This window comes from Streptomyces sp. GQFP (assembly GCF_021545335.1).
In the GTDB taxonomy this organism is placed as follows: Bacteria; Actinomycetota; Actinomycetes; order Streptomycetales; family Streptomycetaceae; genus Streptomyces.
This window is the reverse complement of record NZ_CP089312.1, coordinates 4,457,996-4,477,608: the sequence shown is the minus strand read 5'-3', so window position 1 is coordinate 4,477,608 and position 19,613 is coordinate 4,457,996. Positions and strand designations below refer to the sequence as shown.

Annotated in this window: 14 protein-coding genes and 1 tRNA gene; 13 read left to right on the top strand and 2 right to left on the bottom strand. The window is 67.9% G+C overall.

Features of this window, described 5'->3' with window-relative positions; genetic code table 11:
• Positions 1-266 precede the first annotated feature (266 nt).
• The 6 genes from LUX31_RS19695 (at position 267) to LUX31_RS19670 (ending at position 10,366) form a co-directional block, all read left to right on the top strand.
• A complete protein-coding gene (locus tag LUX31_RS19695; RefSeq protein ID WP_235476098.1) occupies positions 267-464 on the top strand; it encodes a hypothetical protein in 198 nt (65 codons plus the stop codon).
• 270 nt (positions 465-734) lie between these two features.
• Positions 735-3,596 (top strand): type I DNA topoisomerase, encoded by a 2,862-nt coding sequence (topA, locus tag LUX31_RS19690; RefSeq protein WP_235476097.1) that lies wholly within the window; start codon positions 735-737, stop codon positions 3,594-3,596.
• 125 nt (positions 3,597-3,721) lie between these two features.
• Positions 3,722-7,081 carry a dTMP kinase gene (tmk, locus tag LUX31_RS19685; RefSeq protein WP_235476096.1) on the top strand — a complete coding sequence of 1,120 codons (3,360 nt, stop codon included), beginning with the start codon at positions 3,722-3,724 and terminating at the stop codon, positions 7,079-7,081.
• 236 nt (positions 7,082-7,317) lie between these two features.
• Positions 7,318-8,523 (top strand): DNA polymerase III subunit delta', encoded by a 1,206-nt coding sequence (locus LUX31_RS19680; RefSeq protein ID WP_235476095.1) that lies wholly within the window; start codon positions 7,318-7,320, stop codon positions 8,521-8,523.
• A gap of 101 nt (positions 8,524-8,624) precedes the next feature.
• A complete protein-coding gene (locus tag LUX31_RS19675) occupies positions 8,625-10,160 on the top strand; it encodes an alpha/beta hydrolase (protein ID WP_235476094.1) in 1,536 nt (511 codons plus the stop codon).
• 129 nt (positions 10,161-10,289) lie between these two features.
• Positions 10,290-10,366, top strand: a tRNA-Thr gene (locus LUX31_RS19670).
• A gap of 680 nt (positions 10,367-11,046) precedes the next feature.
• Here LUX31_RS19670 and LUX31_RS19665 read toward each other — a convergent pair.
• Positions 11,047-11,427 carry a hypothetical protein gene (locus LUX31_RS19665; protein WP_235476093.1) on the bottom strand — a complete coding sequence of 127 codons (381 nt, stop codon included), beginning with the start codon at positions 11,425-11,427 and terminating at the stop codon, positions 11,047-11,049.
• A gap of 432 nt (positions 11,428-11,859) precedes the next feature.
• Positions 11,860-12,177: a hypothetical protein gene (locus tag LUX31_RS19660; RefSeq protein ID WP_235476092.1), complete on the bottom strand. Its 318-nt coding sequence runs from the start codon at positions 12,175-12,177 to the stop codon at positions 11,860-11,862.
• A 576-nt stretch (positions 12,178-12,753) separates the two neighbouring features.
• On the opposite strand from LUX31_RS19660, the gene LUX31_RS19655 reads away from it, so the two are divergent.
• From LUX31_RS19655 to LUX31_RS19625, 7 genes are all read left to right on the top strand, one after another.
• A complete protein-coding gene (locus tag LUX31_RS19655; RefSeq protein WP_235476091.1) occupies positions 12,754-13,662 on the top strand; it encodes a ParB/RepB/Spo0J family partition protein in 909 nt (302 codons plus the stop codon).
• Positions 13,663-13,827: 165 nt separating this feature from the next.
• Positions 13,828-14,886 carry a 2OG-Fe dioxygenase family protein gene (locus LUX31_RS19650; protein WP_235476090.1) on the top strand — a complete coding sequence of 353 codons (1,059 nt, stop codon included), beginning with the start codon at positions 13,828-13,830 and terminating at the stop codon, positions 14,884-14,886.
• Positions 14,887-14,994: 108 nt separating this feature from the next.
• Positions 14,995-15,567, top strand: coding sequence for a DUF1579 family protein (locus tag LUX31_RS19645; RefSeq protein WP_235476089.1), 573 nt, complete (start codon positions 14,995-14,997; stop codon positions 15,565-15,567).
• Positions 15,568-15,680: 113 nt separating this feature from the next.
• Positions 15,681-16,937 (top strand): hypothetical protein, encoded by a 1,257-nt coding sequence (locus LUX31_RS19640; RefSeq protein ID WP_235476088.1) that lies wholly within the window; start codon positions 15,681-15,683, stop codon positions 16,935-16,937.
• A gap of 53 nt (positions 16,938-16,990) precedes the next feature.
• Positions 16,991-17,422: a GFA family protein gene (locus LUX31_RS19635; RefSeq protein WP_235476087.1), complete on the top strand. Its 432-nt coding sequence runs from the start codon at positions 16,991-16,993 to the stop codon at positions 17,420-17,422.
• 74 nt (positions 17,423-17,496) lie between these two features.
• Positions 17,497-18,138 (top strand): class I SAM-dependent methyltransferase, encoded by a 642-nt coding sequence (locus tag LUX31_RS19630; protein WP_235476086.1) that lies wholly within the window; start codon positions 17,497-17,499, stop codon positions 18,136-18,138.
• A 241-nt stretch (positions 18,139-18,379) separates the two neighbouring features.
• A complete protein-coding gene (locus tag LUX31_RS19625) occupies positions 18,380-19,558 on the top strand; it encodes a MalY/PatB family protein (protein WP_235476085.1) in 1,179 nt (392 codons plus the stop codon).
• The last annotated feature ends 55 nt before the right edge of the window (positions 19,559-19,613 follow it).

Sequence of the window (19,613 nt, the reverse complement as noted above, 5' to 3'; positions counted from 1 at the left end):
GGCGGCATATTCGCGCCGAGTTGGGCGGCCGGGCCGGGGCGGGCCGCGCGTACTCGGCTGTGAGATTCGCGGGGGTCGAGTCGCGACGGACCGTGGTCGGCCGGGCCGTTCGCGCGGGTGCTCAGGGCGTCCTCCGCGGGTACTCACAGGGGCGCGGGGCCGTCGTCCGTCCGGCGTTCACCTCGGGTTCGTGCGGACGCTTCCCGGACGTGCCAGCCTCCCGGGGCCGGGGACTCCCGGGCGGAGGAAAAGGGGCGGGCAGGGGTATGGAGAGCGGATCGGCGATCTTCGTGGGAGTGGTGTTCGCCCTGTTCGGGGGCGGGCTGCTGGTGTGGACCGCGGCCCGGGTACGGAACCGGGCGCCCGTCGCCCTCGGTGTGAACCCCGTCGCATCTGCGGCCCTCGCGAGCGTCGCCGCGTTGGTCGCCCTCGCGGTCGGCGCATGGTGCTTCACCCGGGTGTGAGGTGCGGGAGAGACGGCCGGGCGGCACATACGGCGGAGGGTTCGCCGGTAACTGGGAGGTCACCCTCCGGATAGGCGCGAAGGGGCAGGTCGACACTCCGGGCGGCAGGAATGGCGGTAGTCGGGTTACCGTTCGAGTGGCCGTTGCGGGCTTTTCCCGTTTGACACGGGGGCGGGATGTACCGTCACACTCCGCAGCGTCAGCATGACCCGACCCCGGGAGCACGGCAGCCGGGGGAGACCCCAGTGTCGACCGGAGAGAAGAGCGAAGTTGTCCCCGACCAGCGAGACCGCACACGGCGGCCGCCGACTCGTCATCGTCGAGTCGCCTGCCAAGGCGAAGACGATCAAGGGCTATCTCGGCCCCGGATACGTCGTCGAAGCGAGCGTCGGGCACATCCGCGACCTCCCCAACGGCGCCGCCGAGGTGCCCGAGCAGTACACCGGCGAGGTGCGCCGCCTCGGTGTGGACGTCGAACACGACTTCCAGCCGATCTATGTGGTCAACGCGGACAAGCGGGCCCAGGTCAAGAAGCTCAAGGACCTGCTGAAGGACTCCGACGAACTCTTCCTCGCCACCGATGAGGACCGCGAGGGCGAGGCCATCGCGTGGCACCTCCAGGAAGTCCTGAAGCCCAAGGTCCCGGTCAAGCGGATGGTCTTCCACGAGATCACCAAGGCCGCGATCCAGGCCGCCGTCGCCAACCCGCGCGAGCTGAACCAGAAGCTGGTCGACGCCCAGGAGACCCGCCGCATCCTCGACCGCCTCTACGGCTACGAGGTCTCGCCGGTCCTCTGGAAGAAGGTCATGCCGAAACTGTCGGCGGGCCGTGTCCAGTCGGTCGCCACACGACTTGTGGTGGAACGGGAACGCGAGCGCATCGCTTTCCGTTCTGCTGAGTACTGGGACCTGACGGGGACCTTCGCGACCGGCCGCGCGGGGGACTCGTCGGACCCGTCGTCGCTGGTCGCCCGCCTCACGACCGTCGACGGCAGGCGGGTCGCGCAGGGCCGCGACTTCGACTCCCTGGGACAACTCAAGAGCGCGAACACCCTCCACCTCGACGAGGCGAACGCCCGCGCCCTCGCCGCCGCCCTGGAGAACACCAGCTTCGCCGTCCGCTCGGTCGAGTCGAAGCCGTACCGCCGCTCGCCGTACGCCCCGTTCCGTACGACGACGCTCCAGCAGGAGGCCAGCCGCAAGCTCGGCTTCGGCGCGAAGGCGACCATGCAGGTGGCGCAGAAGCTGTACGAGAACGGCTTCATCACCTATATGCGTACGGACTCCACGACCCTGTCGGACACGGCGATCACCGCCGCCCGTGCCCAGGTCACCCAGCTCTACGGCGCCGACTACCTGCCCTCGTCCCCGCGGACGTACGCCGGGAAGGTCAAGAACGCGCAGGAGGCGCACGAGGCGATCCGCCCGTCGGGTGATCGTTTCCGCACGCCTGCCGAGACCGGCCTGACCGGCGACCAGTTCCGGCTCTACGAGCTGATCTGGAAGCGCACGGTTGCCTCCCAGATGAAGGACGCGGTCGGCAACTCGGTCACCGTCAAGATCGCCGGCACCGCCGCCGACGGCCGGGACGCCGAGTTCAGCGCCTCCGGCAAGACGATCACCTTCCACGGCTTCCTGAAGGCGTACGTCGAAGGCGCCGACGACCCCAACGCCGAGCTGGACGACCGCGAGAAGCGGCTTCCCCAGGTGAACGAGGGCGACGCCCTGTCCGCCGAGGAGCTCACGGTCGACGGGCACGCCACCAAGCCCCCGGCCCGCTACACCGAGGCGTCGCTGGTCAAGGAGCTGGAAGAGCGCGAGATCGGCCGCCCGTCGACGTACGCGTCGATCATCGGCACGATCCTCGACCGCGGCTACGTCTTCAAGAAGGGCACGGCCCTCGTGCCGTCCTTCCTGTCCTTCGCCGTGGTCAATCTCTTGGAGAAGCACTTCGGGCGGCTCGTCGACTACGACTTCACCGCCCGCATGGAGGACGACCTCGACCGCATCGCCCGCGGCGAGGCCCAGTCCGTGCCGTGGCTCAAGCGCTTCTACTTCGGTGAGGGCGCCAAGGGCGTTCCCGCCGTCGGCGGCGCGGCCGAGGCGGGCAACGGCGACGGGGACCACCTCGGCGGTCTCAAGGAGCTGGTGACCGACCTGGGCGCGATCGACGCCCGCGAGGTGTCGTCGTTCCCGGTGGGCAACGACATCGTGCTGCGCGTCGGGCGCTACGGCCCGTACATCGAGCGCGGCGAGAAGGACTCCGAGAACCACCAGCGCGCGGACGTCCCCGAGGACCTCGCTCCCGACGAGCTGTCGATTGAGCTGTCGGAGGAGCTGCTCGCCAAGCCGAGCGGCGACTTCGAGCTGGGCGCCGACCCCGAGTCCGGCCACCAGATCATCGCCAGGGACGGCCGCTACGGCCCGTACGTCACCGAGGTGCTCCCCGAGGGCACCCCGAAGACCGGCAAGAACGCCGTCAAGCCGCGTACGGCCTCGCTGTTCAAGTCGATGACCCTGGACACGGTGACCCTGGCCGACGCGCTCAAGCTGATGTCCCTGCCCCGGGTCGTCGGCAAGGACGCCGAAGGCGTGGAGATCACCGCGCAGAACGGCCGCTACGGCCCGTACCTGAAGAAGGGCACGGACTCGCGGTCCCTGCAGACCGAGGACCAGCTCTTCACGATCACCCTCGAAGAGGCGCTGGAGATCTACTCCCAGCCCAAGCAGCGCGGCCGGGCCGCCGCCAAGCCGCCGCTGAAGGAGCTGGGCACGGACCCGGTCAGCGGAAAGCCGGTCGTCGTCAAGGACGGTCGCTTCGGGCCGTACGTCACCGACGGGGAGAGCAACGCGACCCTGCGCTCCGGCGACAGCGTCGAGGACATCACGCCGGAGCGCGGCTACGAGCTGCTCGCCGAGAAGCGTGCCAAGTCCCCCGCCAAGAAGACCGCGAAGAAGGCGCCGGCGAAGAAGGCCCCCGCCAAGAAGGCGGCCACGACGAAGACGGCCGCCGCCAAGAAGACGACGGCGGCCAAGACGACCACCGCGAAGAAGACGGCCGCCAAGAAGGCTCCGGCCAAGAAGGCGACCGCTTCGAGTTCGAGGGTCACGGGTGGCACAGGCGAGGAGTGAGTGATCTTCACTTCGTCTGCGCGCGAGCTCCGTTAAATAACTGCCCCGACACCATCAGGTGTCGGGGCGGTCGCGCGTACGGACGGCAACGTCGGGCTGTCGGTGGCTGCCGATAGGCTGAAAGCATGACGCCAGCAGAGCAGCCAACGGCCATCCACAAGGCCCCCGACGACGCGTTGGTCGCGGACTCTCGCGAACGCGCCGTCCGCGCCCTGCTGCGCCAGCCCCAGCTGAAGCGGCTGTGGAGCGCCCAGCTGGTGGGCGGCGTCGGTGACGCGCTCGCACTGCTGGTCCTCGTGGTGCTCGCCCTCCAGGCGGCCATCGCCCAGGGCTCGTTCGGCGGCGGCTACCGGGGCGTGGCGCTCGCCGTGACCGCCGTCTTCGGGGCGCGGATTCTGGCCACACTGCTCTTCGGCGCGGTCCTGCTCGGCCCGCTCACGTCGCTCACCTCTCAGGAGGGCCCGCTCGACCGCCGCTGGACCATGGTCGGCGCCGACGGACTGCGCGCCGTCCTGCTGATCATCGCGCCCCTGTGGATCGACTGGACGCCGGAGAACGCCCTGGCCGTCCTCCTGGTCACCGCCTTCGTGAGCGGCGTCGCCGAGCGCTTCTGGACGGTGTGCCGGGAGAGCGCGGCGCCCGCGCTGCTGCCCACGCCTCCCCCGGAGGGGGCGACGGTCCGCCCGCTGCCGGACCACATGGACGCCCTGCGGCGCCTGTCCCTGCGTACGACCTTCGTCACGCTGCCTCTCGCGGGCGCCGCGCTCGTCGCCGCCGGGCTGGTCAACAACCTGCTGGGCACCGGCATCGACTGGTTCGGCCGCCACCAGGGGGCCTTCGGGTCGTACGTCGCGGCCGGGCTGTTCGCGGCCTCGCTGTCCGTGCTCACCGCCCTCGAACTCCCCGACGCACGCACCCCGCGCGCGCGGTCACCGCTCGAAGGCCTGCGCCGCCCCAAGTCCGGCACGGTCGCCGAGACCGGGCGTACGGGCGCGATCCCGCTGCTCGTCCTGGCCTGCGCGGCCGTCTCCGGCGCGGTCGCGGCCGCCGTCTCCGTGGCCGTGCTGCACGCCAAGGACCTGGGCGGCGGCCCGGTGACGTACGGGCTGCTCGTCCTCGCGCTGACCGGTGGCACGGTCCTCGGCATCCGTACGGCACCGAAGGTGCTGGTGTCGCTGTCGCGGCGCCGGCTGCTCGCGCTGGCCGTCGCCTTCACCGGGGTCGCGCTGCTCGCCGCCGGGCTGGTCCCGGACGTGACGACGGTGCTGCTGATCGTCGCCCTCGCGGGCATCGGCGCGGGCGTTGCCGCCAACACCGGGCACACGCTGCTCGACCAGGAGACCGAGGACCAGCGGCGGACACGGCTGACCGAGCATCTGCACGCGGTCGTACGGGTGTCCGTGGCGCTGGCCGCGCTGATCGCGCCCCTGGTGGCCGCGCTCATCGGCCCGCACCGACTGGAGAGCGGCAAGTTCGTGTTCGCGCACGGCGGCGCGGCGTTCACGCTGATGCTGGTGGGCGCACTGCTGCTGCCGGTGGCCGCGCTGGTCCTCGCCAAGGTCGACGACCGGTCCGGCGTACCGCTGCGGCACGACCTGCGGGACGCGGTGCGCGGTGGCGACGACCCCGTACAGGCGCCCGCTTCGAACGGTTTCTTCATCGCCCTGGAGGGCGGGGACGGGGCCGGCAAGTCCACGCAGGCGAGGGCGCTCGCCGAGTGGATAAGGGCCAAGGGCCACGAGGTCGTGGTCACGCGCGAGCCCGGGGCGACCCCGGTGGGCAAGCGGTTGCGTTCGATATTGCTGGACGTGTCGAGTGCCGGACTGTCGCACCGCGCGGAGGCGCTGCTGTACGCGGCGGACCGCGCGGAGCACGTCGACACGGTCGTACGGCCCGCTCTGGAGCGGGGCGCGGTCGTCATCTCCGACCGGTACATCGACTCGTCGGTGGCTTACCAGGGCGCAGGCCGGGACCTCTCCCCGACGGAGATCGCGCGGATCTCGCGCTGGGCGACCGACGGACTGGTGCCGCATCTGACCGTCCTGCTGGACGTCTCCCCGGAGGCCGCGCGGGAGCGGTTCACCGAGGCACCGGACCGGCTGGAGTCGGAGCCGGCCGAGTTCCACGAGCGCGTACGGTCCGGTTTCCTCACGCTGGCCGCCGCCGACCCGGGCCGCTATCTGGTCGTGGACGCCGGCCAGGAGCCCGAAGCGGTCACGACGGTCGTCCGGCACCGGCTCGACCTGATGCTGCCCCTCTCCGAGGCCGAGGTGAAGGCTCAGGAGGAGGCCCGCAAGGCAGCCGAGGAGGAGGCCAGGCGCAAGGCGGAGGAAGAGGCCGCGCGCAAGGCCGAGGAGGAGCGCATCGAGCGCGAGCGTCAGGAGACGCTGGCCCGGCTGCGCGCCGAGGAGGAGGAGCGCAAGCGCCGCGAGCTGGAGGAGGCGCAGCGCCGCGAGGCCGAACGCCAGGCGGAGGAGGCCCGGCAGCGGGCCGAGGACGCGCGCCGCCGCGCCGAGGAGGAGCGGGCGCGGCTGCTGGCGGAGGAGAAGGCCCGCGCCGAGGCCGAGGCCCGCCGCAAGGCCGACGAGGACCGCCGGCGCAAGCAGGCCGAGGACGAGGCGAGGCTCCGCGCGGAGGCGGAGGAACGGCGGCTGGAGAAGCAGCGGAAGGCCGAGGAGGCGCTGGTCCGGGCGGAGGCTGAGCGGAGGCAGGCTGCGGAGGCGGCGGCTTCGGCTGCTGCTGCCGCGGCTGCTTCGGCGGCGGCTGAGGCTGAGGCTGAGGAGGCTGCTTCGGGTTCTGTGGGTGCGGGTTCGGGTTCGGGTTCGGGTGGGGCTTCGGGTACGAGTGCCGGTGCGGGCAAGGGTGTGGCTGGGGATTCGGGGTCGGATTCGGGGTCGGGTTCGGATTCGGCGTCGGGTTCCGGTGACGCGGGTGGCGGGCGGTCTCGCGGTTCTGATTCGGAGGTGACGGCCAAGCTGCAGAAGCCGCCGGTGCCTTCTGGGGCTTCGGACGAGACGGCTGTGCTGCGGCCGGTTCCTCCGGGGGCCGCCGATGAGACGGCTGTGCTGCCTCCTGTGGTGCCGGGTGCGGCGGACGAGACCGCGGTGTTGCCGCCGGTTCCCTCGGGGGCCGCTGACGAGACGGCTGTGCTGCCTCCTGTGGTGCCGGGTGCGGCCGATGAGACCGCGGTGCTTCCTCCCGTACGGGAGGACAGTGCGGGTCGGCGCGGCAGTGGGCCCGCGGATCGGGTGCCGCCCGGGTTCTTCCGGGACGAGCGGGCGGACGGGCAGTCCGGGGCCGGTGAGGACCGTACGCGGGAGTTGCCCCAGGTCGATGCCGACGGGGCCCCGCGTCGCCGTCCGCGTTCCGACTGGGCCGAGGAGACTCCGCTGGACGATCTGCCGACGCTGGCCGACGAACTGCTCGGGCCGCGCGAGGACGATGGCCGGGACGAGGGGCGGGGGCGGGGCGGGCGGCGCCGCTGAGGCCGGACTGCTGTGGCGGGGCCGGTGTCGGCGAGGGACCGTGCCTGTTGCTGGTGAGGACGTGTGCCCGTTGCCGGTGAGGGTGCGGGCTTGTTGCTGGTGAGGGTGCGTGTCTGTTGCCCGTGGGGCCCGTTGTCAGTGGTGGCCCGCACAATGGACTGCGCAGGGCGAGCCGTGCGGAAACGGCCTGCCGAGGCGGTACGACGTATACGGCGTGACGGAAGGGCGGTGCTCCCATGCCGGTGTGGGACGACCTGGTGGGTCAGGAGAAGGTGAGCGCGCAGCTGGAGGCCGCCGCGCGGGATGCCGACGCCCTGGTCACCGCCGTCGCCGCGAGGGAGCCGCTGCCCGAGGCGTCGAAGATGACGCACGCCTGGCTCTTCACCGGCCCGCCCGGCTCGGGCCGGTCCACGGCGGCCCGTGCATTCGCCGCCGCCCTCCAGTGCGTGAGCCCCGACCGGGCCCTCGGCGGAGTCCCCGGCTGCGGGTTCTGCGACGGCTGCCACACGAGCACGGTGGGTACGCACGCCGACGTGCAGATCGTCCGTACCGATCTGCTCTCCATCGGCGTCAAGGAGACCCGCGATCTGGTCCGGCGGGCCCAGCTGTCACCGGCCGTCGGACGCTGGCAGGTCATCGTCCTGGAGGACGCGGACCGTCTCACGGAGGGCGCGGGCAACGTCCTGCTCAAGGCAGTCGAGGAGCCCGCGCCGCGCACGGTGTGGCTGCTGTGTGCCCCGTCCATCGAGGACGTACTGCCCACGATCCGCTCGCGCTGCCGTCTCCTCACGCTGCGCACCCCGCCGGTGGAGGCGGTGGCCGACATCCTCATCCGCCGGGACGGCATCGAGCCGAACGTCGCGCACACCGTCGCCAGGGCGACCCAGGGCCACATCGGGCGCGCCCGACGGCTGGCGACGGACGCGCGGGCCCGCGAGCGCCGGGCCGCCGTACTCAAGCTGCCGCTCCGCGTCGAGGACGTCGGCGGCTGCCTCAAGGCGGCCCAGGAGCTGATCGACTCGGCGTCCGAGGACGCCAAGCAGCTCGCCGAGGGCGTGGACGTGAAGGAGACGGAGGATCTGAAGCAGGCGATGGGAGCGGGTCAGGGCGGCCGGATGCCGCGTGGCACGGCGGGCGTGATGAAGGAGCTGGAGGACCGGCAGAAGCGCCGGAGAACGCGTACGCAGCGCGACACCCTCGACCTCGCCCTGATCGACCTCACCGGCTTCTACCGCGACGTCCTCGCCCTCCAGCTCGGCTCCCGCCTGGCGATCGCCAACATGGAGGCCGAGGACACCCTGGAGCGGCTGGCCCGCGCCGGCTCACCCGAGTCGACGCTCCGCCGCATCGACGCGATCGCCGCGTGCCGCGAGGCCCTGGACCGCAACGTGGCACCGCTGCTGGCGGTGGAGGCGATGACGCTGGCGCTGAGAGCGGGCTGACGGTGGCTCGTAGCTGGTGGCCGTGTCGGCAGCCGTAACTCGTATGAGTCATATCGTGGACGGAGAGTATCCGTGTCGCTCCTCAGGGTTACGCTCGGTGAATGCAAATGAGGCGCATCCCTCGTCAGACCTGGACCCTGCTCGCGGTCGCCGCGCTGCTCGTCTCCGCCTGTTCCACGGGGAGTTCGACGAGTGCGGCGAGTTCGTCGGCGGACACGGAGCCAGCCGGGCTCGCGCCGTACTACGCGCAGAAGCTGAGCTGGCGGTCGTGCGGAGTCCCCGGATTCCAGTGCGCCACGATGAAGGCACCCCTCGACTACGCGGCGCCGTCCGAGGGTGACGTCAGGCTCGCCGTCTCCCGCAAGAAAGCCACGGGGCCGGGCAAGTCGCTCGGCTCACTGCTGGTCAACCCTGGCGGGCCGGGCGGTTCGGCGGTCGGGTACGTGCAGTCGTACGCGGGGATCGGCTACCCGGCGGAGATCCGGGCGCGCTACGACATGGTCGCGGTCGACCCGCGCGGGGTGGCGCGCAGTGAGCCGGTCGAGTGCCTGGACGGGCGCGAGATGGACGCGTACACGCAGACGGACGCGACGCCCGACAACGCCCGGGAGACGGACGAACTGGTCGGCGCGTACAAGGAGTTCGCCGAGGGCTGCGGCAGCAGTTCCCCCGATCTGCTGCGGCATGTCTCCACGGTGGAGGCGGCCCGGGACATGGACATCCTGCGGGCGGTGCTCGGCGACGAACGGCTGACGTACGTGGGGGCGTCGTACGGGACGTTCCTCGGGGCGACGTACGCGGGTCTCTTCCCGAAGCGCGTGGGCCGGCTGGTCCTGGACGGCGCGATGGACCCCTCCCTGTCCGCGAGCCGGCTGAGCCTTGGCCAGACGGCGGGGTTCGAGACGGCGTTCGACGCGTTCGCGAAGGACTGCGTACGGCAGACGGACTGCCCGCTCGGTACGGAGGAGGGCGAGGTCGGCACGAACCTGAAGGCGTTCTTCCGCCGCCTCGACGCGTCGCCGATCCCGACGGGCGACGCGGACGGCCGCCGGCTCGGCGAGGCCCTCGCCACGACCGGCGTGATCGCCGCGATGTACGACGAGAGCAACTGGCCGCGACTGCGCGAGGCGCTGACCTCGGCGATGCGCGACAAGGACGGCGCGAGCCTGCTGCTCCTCGCCGACAGCTACTACGAGCGTGACGCCGACGGCCGCTACTCGAACCTGATGTTCGCCAACGCGGCCGTGAACTGCCTCGACCTCCCGGCGGCGTACGCCACCCCCGACCAGGTACGCGTTGCGCTGCCGTCCTTCGAGAAGGCGTCCCCGGTCTTCGGTGAGGCGATGGCCTGGGCCTCCCTGAACTGCGCGTACTGGCCGGTCCGGCCGACGGGCGAGCCGCATCGCATCGAGGCGAAGGGCGCGGCCCCGATCGTGGTGGTCGGCACGACCCGCGACCCGGCGACCCCGTACCCCTGGGCCCAGTCCCTGGCCCGCCAACTCTCCTCGGCCCGCCTCCTGACCTACGAGGGCGACGGGCACACGGCGTACGGTCGGGGCAGCGACTGCATCGACGACACGATCAACGCGTATCTCCTCCGGGGGACGCCTCCGGTGGAGGGGAAGCGGTGTTCGTAGCGGGGCGGCGGGGGCGGGCCGGACGCCGACCCTGAGGCCTCATCGGAGGCCTCAGGGGGTGTGCGGAGCACCCTCGGAAACTGTGTAGACTTACCGACGTTGCTGATCGCACCATAGTGCGGACAGCGCGCCGCCTTAGCTCAGATGGCCAGAGCAACGCACTCGTAATGCGTAGGTCTCGGGTTCGAATCCCGAAGGCGGCTCCATGGTGAACCCCAGGTCAGGACTCTGGCCTGGGGTTTCTTGTTTCTGTTGACCTTGGAATTAGGAATAAACAGACACGAGCAGGCTACGCATCGTAATGCGTAGGTCGAGGGTATGGTCTCTGTAGTGATGCCTAGGCCCTGGGCCTCTGAACTGGGCCTTTGCGGTAATGAAGGTATTGGCTGACGCGCCATCAAGGATCAGGTGTGGCCAATGTGCGGCCACGAGCGCAGCCACAGTGCTGGGACGGCCATCCGGGGCCGCTTTTCTGGGCTCAGCGCCGACCGATACCTTGTATGTATTCCACAACCAGACCAATGGTCCAACAGCATCAAGCAGGCACGGCAGCGGGAGCTGATCGTCGGCCTGAGTGCAACAGTCGCGATGCTCGGGTCGGCGGCGACATCGGAGGCATCGCGCCGCGCACTCGAGACGCCGCCTGACCTACGAGCACGACGTAATCGCCCTGTTCCAGAGGCATGAGGAGCTGGGCGCGCATGTGGGAGTCCGCCTCGGTGGCACCGTGATGGCAGACACGCACATCGTCTCCGTGACGCTGACGAACCACGGAACCAAGGACATCATGAGCGCGCAGTACGACCAGAACACTCCGCTGAGTGCGCGGCTGGGGCAGTCGATTCTGAAGGTGCTTTCCACCACGGCTGTCCCTGCCACGGCGCAGTCACCGGCCGCTGTGGTGGACGGCCAACAAACTGCGCATCGGCCGGGGCGGCTGGGAGCCGGTGCATCGGTGACATACACCGTCCTGGTCGACGGGGGCCGGCCAGCGGCTCGCCGCCCGGCTGCCGGTATTGGTCAGCGGGACGACCGTGCTGTTGAGCACACTCGTGATCACGAAGAACGGCGCGTTGAGGATGCCGTAGTAGAGCGGGCGCGGGAAGTTCGGGTTGATGGCGATCTGGAAGGTCATCGCGCGGAGATAACCGCCGTCGACGAGGAGCCCGAATATCACTGCGTCACCGATGCCGGTGATGTCGAGTGCCTCGACGAGCACGGCGCTGGTCAGCACGGTGACGAGGAGGCACACCAGCGGATCCACCATAGTGACCGCAGTTGGTGCGGGCGTCGGTGTGCCCTTGCGGCCGCCACGGCGTACGGTTTGGCGATCACGACCGCGAACCACACGTCGGCGAGCAGGAACGATGCGACGGCTGCGATCGCGACCGCCGGCCATTTGATGTCGGCGAGAACGGAGAATACGCGCAGACTACCTGCGGACGAGCGGCTCCTGTGGCCGCTGAGGGCGAGAGTCTCTCTGGCATATAGAACGCGGGTCGTGTCCGCTTCCTCGGGGAGCAGGAGCGGGGTGTGAGCGTCGGGAGGGAAGGGTTCTGGGCGGGGTGATCGCGTCGATCACCTCCCGGTGGTCCCCTCTGCGGGCGTCCCGCTTCGGTGTCTGGTCTGGGAGTAGTAGCACTCGCGGCATCCGCGTCACCCGCCGCACCCACGTGCCCACGGCTCCGCAGCCGGCTGCTCAGTCCTCCCCGGCATGTGACGGCTCCATCTGTTGCAAGCAGTAGACACACTTGGCCCCTGAGCCGACGCGCCCCATGCACCGCTTGCACACGCCGCGCTCCCGGACAGGGCCTCGGCCATCCGCGCACCCCGGGCACGTCATCACCGGCTGGCGGAAGCCGAAGCCGATCACCCAGGCGTCGCACTCGGCGACCTTGCGTGCTATCTGGGAGACCTCGTCCGCGGAGCGCTCATCACCGTCGTTGCCCGTCGTGACCGCCAGATAGACGGCAAGACAGTCATCGGTGTCGCAGACGACAGCTACCCCTGTAGGCATCGGTCCCCTTCCTCAACACGGCATGCACAGGCACGCATTGGGCTGCGCCCTGTTCCCAGCCGTACCCAACACGACCATCCCGCCGATGGGAAGCCGCACCCGCGCCGCTCTGCCGTGAAGACGCGGACAGGGGCCGTCGCCAGCACGCTCGGGTCGAGCAGGTAATGGGCGACCCGGTTGATCGCGGATGTCAAGAGCAGCGCATTCGCCCGCGTGACCTCCCGTCACTTTCCGGTCAGTGCCGCATGGCTCGCCCGGCCGCCGAGGCGGATGTCCGATCCGACGGCAGCCCAGTCCCGACACGACTTGGACGACCCCCAATCGATCACATCACAAGTAAAACCGGTGGATTCGGGTGAAAGACCGTACCGGGCAGTACCCGGGATATTTCCCCTGTCGAGGACACCCGGGAGCGGTTGACCCACCGCGTCCGACCGTGACGCAAAGCGATCGCCATCCATGTGCACAGCACGCAAGGTGCTTGTAAGGTCCACCGAGAGTTAGACCGAATGGCCGATGAATCGTTATGCCCAAGTGCAATTTCCTTAATCGAAGGCAAGCGAGGAGGAGCGGGCCATGAACAATGCGGCTACCGCATACGAAGTGCCGGAAATCATGGAGAAGGCGCCCGGGGGTGTAGTGGCCGTGGCCGTCGATCTACTCGTCGCCGATGAGACGTTACGCCTCAACGGTGTGAACGAAGGCCACGTGAAAGTTGTAGCGCAATTGGACTCTCTCCCGCCTATCTTGGTGCATCGTGGCTCGATGCGTGTCATCGACGGCATGCACCGCTTGTCCGCGGCGAAGCTGCGGGGCTGGACGACGATCAACGTGCGGTTCTTCGACGGGGATGTGGAAGCGGCATTCGTCGAGGCGGTCCGCGTCAACAGCGCGCACGGGTTGCCCCTGACCCTCGCCGACCGCAAGGCTGCCGCCACTCGGATCGTGCGGATGCACCCGGAGTGGTCGGACCGCAGAATCGCCGAGCTGGTGGGGCTCTCACCAAAGACCGTCGGAGCGGTGCGAGGACGGCTGACTGAGGAATTTCCTCAGTCCATGCCACGGATCGGGCGCGACGGCCGGGTGCGCCGGCTGCCCACCCGCCCCGTGGCCTGCGAAATCAGCCCGGCGCCGGCCTGTGGGGCCTCGGATGCCGGAGCGCCGGCCAGTCCCGACGAGCCGGCGCGAGTCACCCCGCTACCGGCGAAGAAGACCCACAGAGGGAGGCCGGTACCCACTCCCCGTGAAGAGCCCGACATCGAACGATGTCGTAAGACACTGTCGGCTTTGTCTCAGGATCCCTCCCTCCGGATGACGGAGACGGGACGCTTTCTGCTGCAGCTCCTAAGTCTTCATCTCGCACGCGGCCGGGAATGGGAGCAGTTGTTATCGACTGTTCCCGCACACCGTGCGGACCTGGTGGCGAATTTGGCCAGCGAGTGCGCCAGGATGTGGGTCGACTTCGCCAGGAAGATCGTTCCTTGAGGCGAGGCGTAGTCACGCCGCCGCAAATGGATTGCTCGCTCCCCCCGCTCCTCCCCTGTTGGGCAAGTACTACTCAGCTACGCCTATCTCTCCTAGGATTACGCCTCGTGTGGACGGTGCATCGATTGGCTGGCGCGATAAGTTCTTCGACCGGCTCGTGGCCTAGTGTCCGAACTGCCGCGCCGCCAGAGCACCTGCATTTCGATTCCTCGTGGGTCGACGTCATCGAGCATGTGCCTTCCATGCCAAGCCGATGACGTCGCTTGCTACGAGGCGTATGCGCGTGAGCACGACTGGAACGCGATGCCGAAAGGGGACAAGGTGAACAGCGGGGACTTCATCTCGGCCATTCCCGAGATCGATGAGATCAGGAAGCAGTACAGCCGATACCGGACTGCCTTCGTCGAAGGCGAGCGCATGATCCAGATTCTGTCGGCCTTCGGCAGCACCCCGGAAAGCGTGGAAAGCTTCAAGAAGGTTTCCGAAGATCTTCCGCCGGATCCGACGCTCGATTTCCGCCGTGCGAGGAACGGCCGGTTCTGCCTCGACCTCGACGCCGGCCAGGCCTACCGAACTGAATTCCAGCCGTTTGTACTCTCGGATGACGAGGACTTTGTCCGCCACGACTCGGGAAAAATCCGAGAGTTCGCCGAGATCGACGACAACACGCAGCTCAACCCCACCTTCAAGGCGCTCCTGGTATTCAAGGCCCTGATCGCGGGAGACATGCCGATCGCCCACCGGCCCGGGCTGGACTACTCCGTCGCGCAGTGGATCTCCACGGTCTTCCAGCTCCGGACCATCACCACACGTGAGCTGATAGGGGAACCCGCCCTCGAAGGGGTCCACAGCGATGGTGTCGACCATACGATGACGGTTTTCCTCGGCGGCGAGAACCTCACCGAGGACAGCGCGGTGACCTTCTATCACGACATGCGCGAGAAGAACGGGGTGCCGTGGGATGAGGTCGACCCGACTCTGCGCCTCGGCAGGTCGCAGCACCGGCACTTCCTGGACACGCTCCTCATCGTGGACCACGAGCGCAAACACAGCGTCTCGGCGGTCGAGGCACAGGACAAGGACCGGTCGGCCTGGCGGGACATGCTCATCTTCTTCACCAGGAAGCCCTGTCTGCCCGGCCATGTGTCGGCGGACCACGACTCCATCAAGCCGCATTCCGAGATGCCGATGTCCGTCGGGCTGCCGGCACCGCTGCACCGGTAGCGAGTAGGGGCCCCGTCCCCGGGATTGCCGACCGATCTCCTCGCGTCCGGGTTCCCGTCTTCGACGCGGTTCGCCGTCACAAGAAAACCAACGGAAGAGAGGCCAACCGTGCTTCGTGATTTCCTCAAACAGGCCATGCCGCGGATGTTGGTCGGCGCGGCGACGATGGAGCCCGCCAAGGGCGGACGTGTGACGTCCTCGAGCAGCACCGCGGCGCCCGAGATGCAGGCGTTGGACGTACTCCTCGGCAACTGGCGCTGCGACTCGGTGGTGTATCCGTCGGGACGAGGTCCGGGCGAGGTCGTGCTGCGAGGAACCCTCGCACCTGTCCTGGGCGGAGCCTGGTACCAGTGGAACTTCACCCAGGATCCCAATGACATCGTCCAGCCGCCTATGTCGGGCCGGTACATGTTCGGGTGGAATCCGGCAACCGCCAAGTACGTCGCCATCTACTACGACGATCGCGGCAATTACCTCCTGCAGACCACGCCCACGCCGGAATGGGTGGACGGACACCTTCGCTTCCAGGGGACGACCACGCTCGTCGACGAGGGTGAGGTGCAGTTCACGGACGACATCACCTCGCGCGGGCCCGGCCACTTCCGGAACGAGGTCACCATAGTGAGCCACGGAGAGACGCGCCTGCATGCAACGCTGGAATGCGTACACGAGGAGCCGTAGGAGCTGTCCCAGGAAACTGTTATTAATTCCGACCGGAGGACATTATGCCCCGAATCATCCTGCCAAATTTCAGAACCGACTACTCCGAACAGGTGCGGGAATGGTCAGGGTTCATGAAAGGAACGAGATCTGGCACGGACACCTCCGCCCGCTTCCTTTGGCACGCCGAGGAAGGCGATGTCCTGGTCATCCCGGACGGTATCGACCCGGATTTCAAGAGTTACGTGGGCAGTGTCGTCGGATTCACTCCGGAAAGCGTCGAGGTGTTGACCATCGACAGGCCCCTTGACGAGGCGACTCTGCTCGATGAGGACTTCGCCGGTGAGTTGCGTTCGTATGTGAAGGAGCCCGCGGAGTGGTCGCTCTTCCCCTGTGTGGTCACCGGGGGAGTGGCGGAGCTGTCGACGCGTCTTGGGCTGTACGCTCTGCCAGGCAGTGCATTCGCGCGGCAGGGTGGCATCGATCTACTGAACATGAAGTCCACATTTCGAAGGCTTGCTGCAGGCGTGGGGACTCCGATCGCGGAAGGAGTGGTGGCCCGGTCCGCAGATGAGATCGGGCGTGCGGTCAAGAGCCTGTGGGAGCAGACCAGCACGATGATCGCCAAGCAGGACCGAAGCGGCGGCGGTCATGGAAACATTGGACTGGCCGACTCCCACTCCGCATCGCTCCCGGGCACGCGGGAGACTCGCCTGCTCGGCGCCGACCTCAAGGAACTGGCGCAGGGACTGTGGGCGGATCTGAGTGACGCGTACAACCAGTTCGTGGTGGTGGAGGCATACCACTCGGCGGACCACCGGTTCTACCTCGAGTACCACCTCAGCGACGACGGCATCGACTTCCTGAACAGTGGGATGCTGCGCTACGCGCTGCCACCAGGCGCGAAGGACGGCACCCCGAAGTGGGTCGGACTGGACCTGCCGTTGCGGCTCGGCTCCCGGTCGTACACCGAAGTGATCACCCGCGCCCGCGAGTTCCTCGAAGTCGTCCGCCGGATCGGGTACCGGGGATACGTCAACATCGACGGTCTGCTGCTTCCCGACGGAAGGCTGGTGTTCCACGAGATCAACGCACGGTGGGGTGGCAGCCTCGTTTACCACGTCATCGCCGAGCGCCTCCTCGGACGGAACTACGCCGATGCGCACGTGGTCTCCTCGGTACTCAACGTCAAGCCCGGGCCACTGAGCGGCCTGCTCGAGGCCATCGGGCACGCCGGCATCGGCTATCAGGAGGGCAAGCAGGAAGGGGTCGTGGTCCTGGGCTGTGACTCCGACCTGGGCCCGGGCGCGGAGTGCCTCATCCTGGCCGCATCCGAGGAACGAACGAGGAGCCTCGAAGCGGATCTCCGAGCATGCACCGAGTACGTCTGAACCCCCTCGCGCACCGGACTTCTCCGGTGAGGGCCAGAAGTGAAGGAGAGTCGATGAACGACGCCACCGAGGTGTCCTCCTCGTCCGGCGCGAAGCTTCACTGGCGGGACGGAGCGTGTCACTGCGAGAACGTCTCGTTCTCCGTCGCGCTCACCTTGCGGCTGACCATCGTGACGTGCACCTGCGGTATCTGTCATAAGGCGGGGCACCAGGAGCTCATGCTGCCGGAGGAGCGCTTCCGACTGCACAAGGGGCAGGCGTTTCTCAAGCCCTACCGCTTCGGTGACAGAATCGCCGACCACACATTTTGCGTGGTATGCGGGATCATGCCTTTCTACAGGCCGAAGTCGCATCCGGTCGGGTATTTCAGCGTGAACGCGCGCTGCTTGGATCTGAGCTTCGCCGAGTCGATCGAATGGTCCGAGTTCGATGGCAAGAATTGGCAGGCGAGCATGGACGCCGGAATGCACCAGCAGACCGACTGACTGCTGCCCGGGCGCCGGCCGGGTGATGACACCCGTCAGACGCCTGCGGAGATGCGGCGAGCTACAATCCGGCTATGGATACTGCCAGTGAATCGTATTTAAGTGTTACAGCAAAGGCATATGACACCAGGGCCTCCGATTATGTCGCTTTTGTGCAAGGTGGTCTGAGTTCCCGGCCGTTCGACCACTCCGTGCTCACGGCATTCGCGGGCCTGGTGCGCCAGGGCGGAGCGGCCCCGGTGGCGGACCTCGGGTGCGGTCCCGGGTACATCGCAGGTCATCTGCGCGACCTGGGGCTCGACGTGTTCGGGGTCGATCTGTCGGCGTCCCTGATCGAGCACGCCCGCCGGCTCTACCCGGATTTGCAGTTCTCTGTCGGCTCCATGGCCGCGCTGCCCGCAGGCGACGGTACTCTCGGCGGTATCGTCTCGTGGTACTCGCTCATCCATACGCCGCCGGCCGAGATCCCTGCCTACCTGACGGAGTTCCACCGCCTCTTGGAGCCGGGAGGCCACCTGCTGCTCGCGTTCTTCGAGTCCGAGGGTGGGCCCGTCGTTTCGTTCGACCATGCGGTCACCACCGCGTACCGATGGCCGATCGACGGTCTTGCGGAAATGGCAGATACCGCCGGCTTCCGTGAGGTGGGCCGCATGATGCGGAAGCCTGTCGATGGGGAGCGATTCGAGCGGGGACGCTTGATCCTTCGCAAGGTGTAACGGGACCGCAGCGATGTCCGTGCACACTCGTAAAACGCTCTGGGTGGGGTGCGCACGTTCTCCCTGGGCAAGGTCGAGCCGCGGGCACGACAAAGCCGCTGTCGTGCCCGCTGGCGTCAAGTGTGGAATTTCCTCAGTCGGGGTGGGCTTCCCTGCGTGGAAACGCAATGCGATGATGCTTCGCGGCGTTATTTTTCGGACGTCATACGGGGTGGACGAACGACACTACCGGCGAGGTATAGTGGCGATCAAAAAAATCGACGTCATTCCTGATTTCAAGCCCGCGCGCCTCAAATGGTCAGAATTCGGCGAAGAGGCGATAGGCGCGGGTGCGGCCGAGATGGATTTCGGCACCGCGCCAGTCGTCCGAGACGCTATGTATGAGGCGATGGAATCGGGCGTGCACGGATACTTACCGGTCGGCATCGCAGCGGAGGTACGCGGTTCGAGCGCCCGATGGCAGTGGGAGAGTTACGGATGGGCCGTCGATCCCGACGATATTCGGCTGGTCCCGGACGCGGTAACCGCGCTGACTCTGGTCGTCGACCATTTCACGGAACCGACGATGCCGATCATCGTCCCTACTCCCGTGTATCCACGGTTTGTCGATATCGCGCGAACGCTGCGCAGGACGGTGGTGCCCGTCGGTCTGACACAGAAGCAGGGGCGCTATCGGTACCGTATCGACGAGATCGAGGAAGCCTTCGAGCGCGCCGGAGGCGGGCTCCTCGTACTCTGCAACCCGCAGAACCCGACGGGTTTCGTGGCCGATGCGAACGCACTGCTGGAAATCAGCAAGGTCGTCACCCGTCATGCCGGCCGGGTCTTCGCGGACGAGCTGCACGGCCCCTTGGTCTACGCACCGCGAAATCACGTACCGTACGCTTCCCTGTCGGCCGAATCGGCGCAACACTCCATCACGGTGGTCTCCGCGTCGAAAGCGTGGAACCTGTCAGGGCTGAAGTGCTCGGAAGTGATTCTGACCAACCCGCTCGACAAAGAGCGCTGGGACCGGTCGGACCGGCTGCGTTTGTCCGTCAACGCGACGTCCACACTGGGCGCCATCGCTGCGGCTGCTGCGTACACCAGCGGCGGGCCGTGGCTCGACTCGATCCGGAACTACTTGCGGCGCAACAGTGCCATCATCGATGATTTCATCAAGTCGGACATGCCCGAGGTCGGCTACCGGGCACCGGATGCGACATTTCTCGCATGGCTAGATTTCAGCGGCATTCGGGGTCTCTCCAGTGATCCCGCGCAGTACCTTCTCGAGCGAGCGCGAGTAGCCGTGCTGGACGGGCGGACTTTCGGGCCGGGCGGCGAAGGATTTGTGCGGTTCAACTTCGCCACTTCCCGCCGCGTACTTGTGCAGGCGTTGGAGCGAATGCAGAAATCCGTGAAGTCGCTGCCGAGAGAGTAGACAAGCAGCGAGACCCGCCCGTGTACTCCGAGTTCAGATATTTGTGGGAGTGTTC

Excerpts from the sequence above, each read along its gene's own strand:
- LUX31_RS19675 (WP_235476094.1), top strand. The coding sequence starts at position 8,625 with ATGCAAATGAGGCGCATCCCTCGTCAGACCTGGACCCTGCTCGCGGTC.
- LUX31_RS19655 (WP_235476091.1), top strand. The coding sequence starts at position 12,754 with ATGAACAATGCGGCTACCGCATACGAAGTGCCGGAAATCATGGAGAAG.
- LUX31_RS19640 (WP_235476088.1), top strand. The coding sequence starts at position 15,681 with ATGAAAGGAACGAGATCTGGCACGGACACCTCCGCCCGCTTCCTTTGG.
- LUX31_RS19695 (WP_235476098.1), top strand. The coding sequence starts at position 267 with ATGGAGAGCGGATCGGCGATCTTCGTGGGAGTGGTGTTCGCCCTGTTC.
- LUX31_RS19660 (WP_235476092.1), bottom strand. The coding sequence starts at position 12,177 with ATGCCTACAGGGGTAGCTGTCGTCTGCGACACCGATGACTGTCTTGCC.
- LUX31_RS19680 (WP_235476095.1), top strand. The coding sequence starts at position 7,318 with ATGCCGGTGTGGGACGACCTGGTGGGTCAGGAGAAGGTGAGCGCGCAG.
- tmk (WP_235476096.1), top strand. The coding sequence starts at position 3,722 with ATGACGCCAGCAGAGCAGCCAACGGCCATCCACAAGGCCCCCGACGAC.
- LUX31_RS19665 (WP_235476093.1), bottom strand. The coding sequence starts at position 11,427 with ATGGTGGATCCGCTGGTGTGCCTCCTCGTCACCGTGCTGACCAGCGCC.
- LUX31_RS19635 (WP_235476087.1), top strand. The coding sequence starts at position 16,991 with ATGAACGACGCCACCGAGGTGTCCTCCTCGTCCGGCGCGAAGCTTCAC.
- LUX31_RS19630 (WP_235476086.1), top strand. The coding sequence starts at position 17,497 with ATGGATACTGCCAGTGAATCGTATTTAAGTGTTACAGCAAAGGCATAT.